Consider the following 11029-nt stretch of genomic DNA (forward strand, 5'->3'; position numbering starts at 1 on the left):
ATCATATCTATGACAACTATATGTCATAATACAATTTTATAAAAATGGCTTTTCCTAGGTTTTGCTTTAATAGTTAATTATAATTTTAATTCCATCTCAATTTCATGCTTTATCGGTATATCATCATACCCTATAGTAGGAATCTCTGGCTTAATTTTTCTAGCTTCTTCTATTGCATTTAAATGAACTTTTTTAAATTGAAACCTTCTTTTTTGATAAAATTTCATTGCATAGGTATTGTCATTAGAGGTTATTAACCAAACCCTATTGCATTTATTCTCTCTGGATACTTCAATTACCTTTTTCAGAAGTTTACTGCCTACTCCTCTATGTTCTGATAAACTATCCAATGAAAGAATTTCACACTCCCTATCTTCCATATGAAATACTATAAGACCAATTATTTTACCATCTTCAACCGCTACATACCCCGGATAATCCAATGCCCTATACACTTTGCCTCTAGTTACCATTAAATCTGAACCCCAATTATTTGTCCATATATCTGCAACCTGTTCTTTTAGATTCTCATCGATTGGTTTTATATCAAACATTTTTGCCTCCATTACTTTAATGTTTTTTTATCAAAACTTCTCCTATTCTCTATCCTATTAAGTTATCTTTAGTAAATTTATTCTAAATAGATTCTACTTCTTAATACCAAAGAATACCTCTCCAATAAAATTTTTATCGGGATAATCTATATCATTAAATGTTTTAATAAATCTTGCTCTATTGTATCTTAAATTTACTTTTTCTATATTATATTTGCCTTTTTCTATATTTACTAAAGTATAATATGTATTTTCGTCTCGTGTGCATCCACTTGAGCCTACACATATATATGTAGCTTCTCCTTCTAACTTTTGTAGTCTCAAATCATGCTCGTGTCCGTAAAATATAACATCGGCAGTTATATTACTAAACATACTTTCTAACTTATCCACTGTACGTTGATCTTCTATATAAATAAACTTATCCTCTTTCCTAGCATAATGGGTAAAAGCAAAGTTTATTCCTTCTATGTTTTCTTCAATTATATAAGGACTACCCTCTAATTTATCCCTTATCTCTTTATTTAACCTAGACTTCGTCCACCTTTGATGCTTCTTCTCTCCTTCACCAACTTCACTAAAACTATCTGTACCTTTTAGAAAATATTCCTCATGATTTCCCAGTATAGTTGTTATATTTTCTTTCATAACTATTTCCATACATTCTTTAGGATTGGGACCAATAGCTATTGTATCTCCAAGACATATAATTGCATCTATTCTTTTACTTTTTATATCCTTTATTATGGCTTCTAATACCTGTAGGTTCCCATGTATATCTGATATAATTGCTATTTTTTTCATATATAGTTCTCTCCTTTTTCACTCCTCAGTGTAAGAAGTTATTTTCTTAGCAGTTCTTCTAATTCTATTAAATCCCCTACACATGTATATTGAGAATCATTTATGTACCCCTTTTCTCTAATCAGTAGAATAGAGTCTATTCCTAGGTCTATAGCCCCCTTGACATTTCTTATATTATCATCAATAAATAAAACTTCATCTTTCTCCATATTAACTTCATCAAGGGCAGTATTAAACATTAATTCATGGGGTTTTGTAACTCCTAAGACCGAGGACATCACAAATGTGGAGAAATACTCTCTTAGTCCAACATTTTTAAAAACTCTTTCTAATGAAGGCCAAGTATCAGATACTACTCCTAGTTTATAAGTTTCACTTAACTTTGGTATCATTTGAAATACATCTTCATGAAATAAAAACTTATCATCATTACAAACGGTATCCCTAGCTATGTTTACAATATTTTCTTTATTTAATTTTAATTCTGATAATTCATCTGAAAATATTTTATAAAATTTAATAAAATGCTCAAGTTCTTCCTCTTCAGTTAAAATCATTGATATATGGTTTATATATTCCTTAGCTTTATAGAAAGCAGCTTCTATCTCCTTTTTATCTAAAGATTTAAAAATCTTTTCATCTACATACTTATAGAAATTTGGCGGTATAAACCAGTGTCCTGTTCTTGGATGATTTAAAACCCTCCCTGAATCAAATAATATGGTTTTTATATTTTTGGTATTCATATTTAATCCCCTTTTTACCTGTTATTTTTCAATCCCTAAAATATTCTATAACTAACCTATCATTTCTTTAATACATCCTACTAATTAAAGCATTATTATTTTTTATATTACTTTACTTAGTTCTAGTATTATTTTGTCGCTTTCTTTATATATTTTTTCCCACATATTTTTATAGCAATTAGTTAAAATTATCATTGAAAAATTATCCTCAATTGATTTGCCAATAAAGGTTGTAAAGCCAAATGCTCCTCCATCATGGGAAATTATCTTTTTCTTATTTATGTTACTAATAAACCATCCAAAACTATAATTAGTTTCAAGGCAGTTATTTAACTTTTCTACTGAATATATTATATCCCTTGACTCTTTTGAAAGTATTAGATCTGTATTAAATGTTTTTTCCCATAGTATTAAATCATCAATATTAGAATAAATACCTCCATCCCCAGTTGTCAGTATAGAATAATCATCACATAAGTATTTGTGATTTTTCTCTTTATATCCATATGCTCTATTAGGTATAATCGGTTTGTCCTCGGTAAAAACATATGTATTTGTCATGCCTAAAGGATTAAGTATATTTTGTTGTAAAAAATCCGAAAATGAAGTCCCTACTACTTTTTCTATTAACATTGACAACAAAACATATCCTGTATTTGAGTACTCAAACTTAGTTCCAACTTTAAACTTAAGATTATCTTCTCTACAAATAAAATTATATATATCCTTATTGGTTACGTCAGATAGCTTGTCCTTTTCTATAAAACATTCAAAATAATCCTCTAAGCCTGAAGTATGGTTTAATAGATTTATAACCTTTATATCATTATATTTCTTTGGTAAATCAGGGAAGTATTTCCCTATGTTATCATAGATATCTAATACACCTTTTTCATATAAAAACATAACTGCCACCGCAGTAAAACTCTTTGATAAAGAAGCTAAATAGAAGTTGGTTTTAGAATTAATTTTAACTTTATTTTCTAAATTACTGAATCCATGGGATTCTTTATGAACACATTTACCATCTTTTGTTAATGCTAAAGATATTCCCGGTGCTGAATATTTATCCTTCGTATAATTCTCTATTAACTCTGTAATTTTTCTCAATATAATTCCCCCTAGATATTAATTTCTCTATATTATTGTTTCTTCAATAGGATCGATTGAAAATGAAGATCACTACTTCCTAAATCTATTACATCAAAATTAACTAATTCAAAATGTTTTTTAACTATGTCTTTAATTTTATTATCTTCATAAAATGAGAAGAACCTTTTAGGCATATAAAAGTCCTCCTCCCAAATTCCTTCAGAATCCCGTCCTCCATAAACCCCAAGATAAAATAATCCTTTAGGCTTTAATATTCTTTTTATATTTTTAAGTACATCTTCAAAACTACTTTTAGTTACATGTAATAATGTATTTAATGACCAAGCTAAATCAAACTTTTCTTCATCAAAATTTAAGTTATAAAAATCCATAACATAACTATCCAACCCTTTTTCTTTACAAGCCCTTATCATCTCTTCCGACAAATCAACACAAGTTACTTCTAGCCCATGATCCTTTAAATACTTTCCATATTGTCCAGCCCCAGAACCTATATCTATTAAGCTATGTTTGTCCTCTTTTTTTGCATAGTATAAAAATTTGTCTAGCTCTTTAATCTTCCATGTAATAATATCTTTTCTGTCCCTTAGTCTAGCATTTTTTTCGTAGCTTTCCTTTAATATTTTCTTTATATTATTATCTATTTTAATCACCCTTTACTTAAATATATTTTATCTCTGTTTAAAAGTATTGTTGATTGTGTAGTTATTATCTTACCTTCTGTGCAAGTACAGCATACCAACTAATCTTGTCAAAATCTTCTTTGAAATTCTCAGTTTTAGCCTCTTTTTTATGATTCCTTAACCATAAATGATCAACATCAAAACAACGTTTTATTTCAAATCCATGATCGCTTAACATTTTCTCATAATCCTTATATTTTAAAGGATAATAAGTAGGAGCATAATTAAATGATGATTCTTCATGCTTACCATTTTTATCAGTGGAGGTTACAAATATAAAATCTACTGATCCATCATCGTGCCAATCCCATATTTGATAGAGACTAACATGTTCCTCTTCTGTCATAACCAAAGGATCTCTCGCATTAAAAATTGGCTTCTCATTAAGAATTTTATCCCAATTCCTCATATCAATGAATAAAAAACCATCTTTATTTATTTTCGTAGAAACACTTTTAATAAAATTACATACATCCTTATTATTTACATGGGGTAAAGAATTTCCTGTTGAAATTATACAATCATATGTATTAGGCAATCTTTCACCTAGTTTTCTAAAATCAGATGTGAAAAGTTCAACATTATACCCTTCTTTTTTAAAATTTTCCTTTGCTTTCTTTAATAGATTTTCACTTAAATCAGAACCTGAAACTTTATATCCTAGTTTAGCTAAAGGTATAGTGGTACCACCTGCTCCTACAGAACAATCGTGAATACTAGATATATTATATTGACTAAATACTTGCTTATAAAAATGTGAAAATTTCTCTTGCTGTTTTTCTGACATATTTTGACTAAATAATGCCGATGTCTCATATAGCCCCATTATTTTTGCCCCCTCTAATATTTATCATGAGTTTTTACTATTCTCTAATAACCACTTTTCTGCAAAATCCACTGCGGCTCTTTGCTTAAAAAATTTACATTTAGCATTCCCCATTAACCCCGTATCAATCTTGTGATTTTTTTCAAACTCCAAACCTATCTTTGGAAACATATCCGCGTTAAATTCTATATCCTTGTACTTTTTCCAAACCCTTTTACCTTCCTCTATAATAGGACTCTCAAATGTACTAGTTTTCATAGATTTAGATCTATATTCCGATAAGTGATATGAAGTATTACTATCATATCCCACTCCCAATAGTAGTACATACCCATTTAAGTCATATATTCTAGCAAGAGGTGAGTTTTCTCCTAAGCTATACTCTAATGAATGATTTTCTATAATTTCCTTTGAATATTTCCCCCAAGCTCCAAAGGAACATGTTGGATGAGAGCTTCGAAGTACATTGGGAAATTTTCTAAAGGCTTCAACTATTCTTCCCATTCCCCTTGTAGGTGTAATATTTGGATCATAAGCTGGCATTTTTTCCTTTATAGTATTAATCCAAGATTTTGGAACGGCAGGATTTCCCCATAACTCTGGATTACTATAGTCACTACTTTGGGTTGGCATAATAATCGTTCCCTCTTCCGTAATCACATCCATAAGAGCCTGAATTACGGATATTTCTCCTCCACAAGTCCATCCTAAGGAACTTAAAGAAGAATGTACTAATACTATTATGCCTTTTTTAAGCCCCAACGCCTTTAAATCTTTTACAATACTCTCCCTTGTATTTGGTTTAGCTGTTTTATCTATTAATTTTTTTTCCTTCATTGTTATCCTCCTAGAATATTATTTACTTTGATTCAATAGCCACTCATATATTTCCTCTTTTTCAAATATGGTTGTACAAATCTCATGTCCTGAATTAGAGTCTTCAGTATATTTAATATTGCCATTTAGCTGTTGTAATTCAAAAACAATTTCCCTTGATTTTTCTACTGAAACGACTTTATCTTTTTTACCATGAATGGTCCATATTGGAATATCCTTTATCCTCTCAGCATAATTAGATAACATTGGCCCCCCAGCTATTGGCATAACTGCTGCAAATAGCTTAGGATACTGCATAGCAAAGTTCCAAGCACAATGTCCTCCCATACTTATTCCTACTAAGTATATTTTTTTGTCGTCTATACTGTATTTTGTTTTTACTTCTTTAATAATTGATATTAAATCCTTTATATGTATATCCCAAAAAGTATCTTTAGGACATTGGGGTGACACTACTACAAATGGGATATCTTTTCTTTCTAAGTATCTATGTACCCCATATTTCTTTATGTCATCTAAATTATCTCCCCTCTCTCCCGCTCCATGTAAGAAAAGCATAAGAGGCCATTTTTTATTATCTTTATCTTCGCAATCATTAGGTAGATTTACTAGATACTTCATCTTATGTTCTTTTATATCTCTGTAAATTTCTCTTTGTTCAAACATTTATTCATCCTCCTATATGTCAAAATATTACACGAAAAAACTTTTCTTCATAATCCTATACCTAAAGCTTATTACTAAAGTCTTGTTAAGTTATTAATCCTTTTTATATTCACCATATATGGTATGTTCTAAATGATTTAACTTTCCTTTATTATCTATAGCAAATATAACACCATGGAATCTATCAGCTTGTCCTGGGTTGATACACGTTGTATCTCCAACGTTATCTATATATTTTCCAGACATAATTGGAGATTCATGTACATGCCCTGACAAAACTAGTTTTGGTTTTAAATCTTGTATCTTTTTTAATAGGGCTTTGCTACCAATATGTATATTCTCATGGATAATATCTAGGTTAGTTCCATAGGGTGGGTTATGTGTTACCCATATTGAGTCCGATGTAAAGGTGTCTTCCAAGTCCTCTTCTATACTTGGTATTTTATTTAAGTAATCTGCTTCCACTTTTATAATTTCACCATTTTTATCTGTAATATATGAATTTTCACCTACAAATACTTTATCCTCTTTTAAATCCCTCTTAACCCAATGTTTTTGACTAAAGGGTGGAGGAGTAATATATTCATAACCTCTTATTTTAAGTCCATTTATATTAATAAATTTATCCCTATTTATAATATGTATATTGGATGGTTTAAGCTTGTCCAAAGTATCAATAGACACTGGCCAGTCACAATTCCCTGGCAATATAACTATGGGAACTGAAAACATTGTAAAAAAGTTTTTTAAATAGTTTTCTAAAAACCTTAGTTGCTCTTCTTTATCATGGGTATATTCAAATAAATCACCCCCGATAATTATTAATTCAGGTCTATGCTTTTCATACAACTTCAATAGTCTTTTAAAATGAGTTTTTCTACTGTGTAAATCCGATGTATATATACAAAGCACTCTCTTCACTCCAATCTATTATTATGTAACTTAGCATGTCTCTCTTTTTTACGAAATTTTCCGTAAATTTATTATACCATTATAACTCATATAATCCATTTAAAATTAAGAAAAAAACTCTTAAACTAAGAAATTAATGTTTAAGAGTTTTTACATACACTTTTATCTATAATTCACTGTTCAGAATTATATCATGTATATCCCATCCTAATGATCCGGCACACCATCCTTGGTTTCCTAATATTACTACATCTATATCCAGATTTGGATAATAGTATACTCTGCAACTAACCCCATATTCTTCTCCAGTATGTCCTCCTCTAACTATATTATTATCGTTATCTAAAATAAACCAATTTCCATAGCCATATTTCCAAACATAGTCTCTAAATCCATCGGCCCCTTGATCTAAAACTTGGGGAGTTAACATTCTTTTTCTTAATTCTTCACTTAATATTTTCCCATTTCTTAGCTGTTGAATAAAGACCATAATATCTGCTGCCGTTGAAGTGGCTCCTCCATCGGAGGCTGCCCCAGGAGTTGCTGTATAAATATTTCTTTCCCAATTAACTATATTACCTTCTTTGTCTTCTATAGGTTCATAGCCCTCTGCAACATTTTTATGCACTCTATCTAGACTTATAAAATCGGTATCTTTCATATTTAGTTTAGAAAATACATTGTCCCTTATATAATCAAAATATGATTTTCCCGATGCCTTTTCTATAACTAATCCCAATAGAATATATCCAGCACTATTATATTGGAACTTCTCTCCTACTTTAAATACTGGTTCATCATAGGCAAACATAGGTACATAGTCAGCTAGCTTTCTAACTGTATATATAGGCTTTTCAGACCAAAGCTTTTCCCATTCTTCATCACTTCCATTTTCATCAAAATAATCAGCGATCCCAGAAGTGTGGGTTAATAGGCTATATATATCCACTTCTTTAGGAATCTTAGTACCTTTCATGCCAAGGTATTCTATAACCTTTGTATTAAAGTCAACTTCCCCATCTTCTATTAACTGCAAAATAGCCACTGCCGTAAACATCTTTGATACAGATGCTATTCTAAGTTTAGTTTCTAAGGTGTTTTTTATCTCCCAACTCATATTTGCATATCCATATGTACCAGAAAATAATTCTTTATCCCCTTTTTTAATTAATACAACTCCACTAAATTCATTATTATCACTTTTCTTATTAAGCAAATCTTGTAACTGTTTCTTTAACATAAATATTCCCCATTATCATTTGTATGATTTATAATAAATATCAAATCTCCTTTGTTAGATAACATAATTGATATTTTTCTTTAAATCCTACCTTTTTATATAAACTAATAGCCTTTTTATTATCTACCCCAACTGACAATACAATTTGTTCCATAAAGTTAAAACTATATAACCATTTTAAAGCCATATTTAATAACTTATATCCTATCCCCTTTCCTCTTTCAGATTCATCTACAGCAAAAAATTCTATACTACCTTCCCCAAAATCAGGTTCTGCTTCGACATACACATAACCCATTAGTTTTTCATCTTCTATATAAGCAAACAACTTTCTATTTTCATTTATTCTGTCTATTATTTGTTTTCCACTATAATAGGTATTAGGAAAAACCCTATCATGGAGAGCCTTCATATCCTCATAATGCTTACTAGTTAATTCATTTATAATTTCTTTATCTAAGTTATCAAGATAACTTCTATTAAACTCCAGTATTTTTGATTCTGAAACTTTATTGAACTTGAGCTTTTTAGCCAAGTCAAGGCAATTATTATTTTTTATATTTATAAACATACTAATAGTTTCTATTCCCTTGGGAAGTAACTCCGTCATTTTATCCCACATTTCATTTGCAATATGCCACTTTGACTGTTTAATAAAAGGTCCCCATATCTCACTATTACCATTTTCAATGTCGGCATCAAATCCTAATACTCCTATTAACTCCTTTTTATCGGTAGCAATAATAAAAGATTTATCAAATGTAATATCTGTTATATCTTCTTTTAAAGAATTTAATATTTCATCACTATTATCACCACAGTATCCGATATGGTTTTCTTCTTTTTTGTTTAACTCCCCTATAAAATCAGCTACTATTTTTATATCTTTTTTTGTAGCTTGTCTATAATTTATCATTTAAAATCCCCCTCTTTATAACCAACGCAAACACTATCCCCACTAAATAAGCTACTAAGTCTATTACTAAGAATCCTTGTCCTAAAACTAAGTGCCCTAAAGTAGTACTCCTTATATTGTTTAGCCAATTCAAATCAATTAACTGACTAAACTCTACTCCATAGGTTATAGTTAGCGATATAAAAAAATCAAAGTAAATAGACTTTTTAGGATTAATAAATATAACGATAAAACATATCATTGTAGCCCATAGTATATCTCCTACATATAAAGGAATAGTGTTTATTTTTCTAGATAAAAGACCTAAAATTATTGTTATAAATATTAGTATAAAATAAATTATCCTTTTCATTTTTATAACCACTTTCTATTCTTATTTTTCTTTTTCTAAATTTGCTTTAAACTTATGAATCATTTTATTCCCCCCCTTAATAAAATGGTTTTGTCAAAAGTTTTATCAAAAAACCTTGACAAAACCTTTATTTTTACAAATTTATATATAAAATACTTGCCACCCCCCAAAAATAGGGTACAATTTTATTGACAAGATAAAATTAAGACCAATATTAATAAAAGGAGTGGCAAAACTTTGAATACAATACTTAAAAAATTACTTTGGACAATTTATTTTCAATATAATATAATAATATGGCTTATAGCTACCATGATCGGAAAAAATGTGTCTTATAATCCTAAAGAAGAATCGCCCGTTAATAAGCCTTATAAAAAACTGAAAGTTAATGAAAAACAACCTATAATAGAGAGATTCGAAACTTTAAATTATAAACTTCTTCTTAAAGAAGCTGAATCAGCCGGCAAACCGATTAAGCCAATTAAACGTCGTAAAAATAAACCTTCTGTTAAAGACTCTGTTTATTGCCCAAAGTGTAATGCACCACACATCTATCTTTACAACAATAATGGAAGTCGCGGTCAGTACAAATGTAAAGTATGCTCCACTTCGTTTAGTGAAAAGAACCGTTTCTCAAAAGACACAAGACTAAGATGCCCTTATTGCAATAGGGTTCTTGAAAAAAAGAAAACTAGAAAAATTTTTGAAATATACAAATGTACTAACTCAAAATGCAAACATTATCTGGATAGCTTTGACCAACTTACTGAAAAACAGAAAAAAGAATACAAAAGTCATCCAGAAAGATTTACACTCCACTATATATACCGTAAATTTACTATTAACTTTAAACCTTTGAGTGATAAATCACCTGTGCGTCCTAAAGTGGACTTATCAAGGATTTATTCTTCTTCTCATACTTTAGGTTTAATACTAACTTACCATGTCAATTACGGCATTTCCGCAAGAAAAACTGCCTCTTTGCTGAAAGATGTTCATGGAGTCAGTATTTCACACCAAACAGTTATTAATTATGCCAATGCTGTAGGTCAGTTAGTCAAACCTTTTGTTGACAATTACAATTATGATCTCTCTAATCAATTTTGCGGTGATGAGACATATATCAAAGTTAATGGTAAATGGAACTATATATATTACTTTTTTGATGCTAGAAAAAAGATAATTCTTTCTTACAACGTATCTAAATTCAGAGATACTCTAGGTGCTATTTTAGCCCTTGATAGCACTATATCTAAAATTAAAAATATCCCTAAAAATCTTGAATTTATTGTTGATGGAAACCCTATATATTTATTAGCTCAACATTTTTTTGCATCACACGGAATAAAGTTCACTATAAAATCTGTTATTGGATTAACC

The 11029-nt window shown here is 29.5% G+C and carries 13 protein-coding genes; 1 reads left to right on the forward strand and 12 read right to left on the reverse strand.

Annotated elements, in window-relative coordinates:
* Positions 1-77: 77 nt before the first annotated feature.
* From V6137_RS07205 to V6137_RS07260, 12 genes are all read right to left on the reverse strand, one after another.
* Positions 78-554 (reverse strand): GNAT family N-acetyltransferase, encoded by a 477-nt coding sequence (locus V6137_RS07205; protein ID WP_425447225.1) that lies wholly within the window; start codon positions 552-554, stop codon positions 78-80.
* Between the two features lie 93 nt (positions 555-647).
* Positions 648-1358, reverse strand: a complete 711-nt coding sequence (locus V6137_RS07210) for a metallophosphoesterase family protein (protein ID WP_425447226.1) — start codon at positions 1356-1358, stop codon at positions 648-650.
* 38 nt (positions 1359-1396) lie between these two features.
* A complete protein-coding gene (locus V6137_RS07215; RefSeq protein WP_425447227.1) occupies positions 1397-2104 on the reverse strand; it encodes an HAD family hydrolase in 708 nt (235 codons plus the stop codon).
* A gap of 102 nt (positions 2105-2206) precedes the next feature.
* Positions 2207-3214: a serine hydrolase domain-containing protein gene (locus V6137_RS07220; RefSeq protein WP_425447228.1), complete on the reverse strand. Its 1008-nt coding sequence runs from the start codon at positions 3212-3214 to the stop codon at positions 2207-2209.
* 32 nt (positions 3215-3246) lie between these two features.
* Positions 3247-3870 carry a class I SAM-dependent methyltransferase gene (locus V6137_RS07225; protein ID WP_425447229.1) on the reverse strand — a complete coding sequence of 208 codons (624 nt, stop codon included), beginning with the start codon at positions 3868-3870 and terminating at the stop codon, positions 3247-3249.
* Between the two features lie 55 nt (positions 3871-3925).
* Positions 3926-4726 (reverse strand): class I SAM-dependent methyltransferase, encoded by an 801-nt coding sequence (locus V6137_RS07230; RefSeq protein ID WP_425447230.1) that lies wholly within the window; start codon positions 4724-4726, stop codon positions 3926-3928.
* 24 nt (positions 4727-4750) lie between these two features.
* On the reverse strand, positions 4751-5563 hold the full coding sequence (locus tag V6137_RS07235; RefSeq protein ID WP_425447231.1) for an AAC(3) family N-acetyltransferase: 813 nt from the start codon (positions 5561-5563) through the stop codon (positions 4751-4753).
* 18 nt (positions 5564-5581) lie between these two features.
* Positions 5582-6229 carry a carboxylesterase family protein gene (locus tag V6137_RS07240; RefSeq protein WP_425447232.1) on the reverse strand — a complete coding sequence of 216 codons (648 nt, stop codon included), beginning with the start codon at positions 6227-6229 and terminating at the stop codon, positions 5582-5584.
* A gap of 93 nt (positions 6230-6322) precedes the next feature.
* Positions 6323-7141, reverse strand: a complete 819-nt coding sequence (locus V6137_RS07245; protein WP_425447233.1) for a metallophosphoesterase family protein — start codon at positions 7139-7141, stop codon at positions 6323-6325.
* Positions 7142-7307: 166 nt separating this feature from the next.
* Complete coding sequence (locus tag V6137_RS07250) at positions 7308-8381, reverse strand: serine hydrolase domain-containing protein (RefSeq protein WP_425447234.1); 1074 nt, start codon at positions 8379-8381, stop codon at positions 7308-7310.
* A 40-nt stretch (positions 8382-8421) separates the two neighbouring features.
* Positions 8422-9297: a GNAT family N-acetyltransferase gene (locus V6137_RS07255; RefSeq protein ID WP_425447235.1), complete on the reverse strand. Its 876-nt coding sequence runs from the start codon at positions 9295-9297 to the stop codon at positions 8422-8424.
* Positions 9284-9649 carry a ribosomal maturation YjgA family protein gene (locus tag V6137_RS07260; protein ID WP_425447236.1) on the reverse strand — a complete coding sequence of 122 codons (366 nt, stop codon included), beginning with the start codon at positions 9647-9649 and terminating at the stop codon, positions 9284-9286. The genes V6137_RS07255 and V6137_RS07260 overlap by 14 nt, the downstream gene beginning before the upstream one ends.
* 237 nt (positions 9650-9886) lie before the next feature.
* Between V6137_RS07260 and V6137_RS07265 the strand changes: the two genes are divergently transcribed.
* Positions 9887-11029: DDE-type integrase/transposase/recombinase (locus V6137_RS07265; RefSeq protein WP_425447237.1), on the forward strand; the 1143-nt coding region annotated here is incomplete at its 3' end.

Origin of the sequence: Dethiothermospora halolimnae, assembly GCF_037577855.1 — a bacterium.
Taxonomy (GTDB): Bacteria; Bacillota; Clostridia; order Tissierellales; family VENL01; genus Dethiothermospora; species Dethiothermospora halolimnae.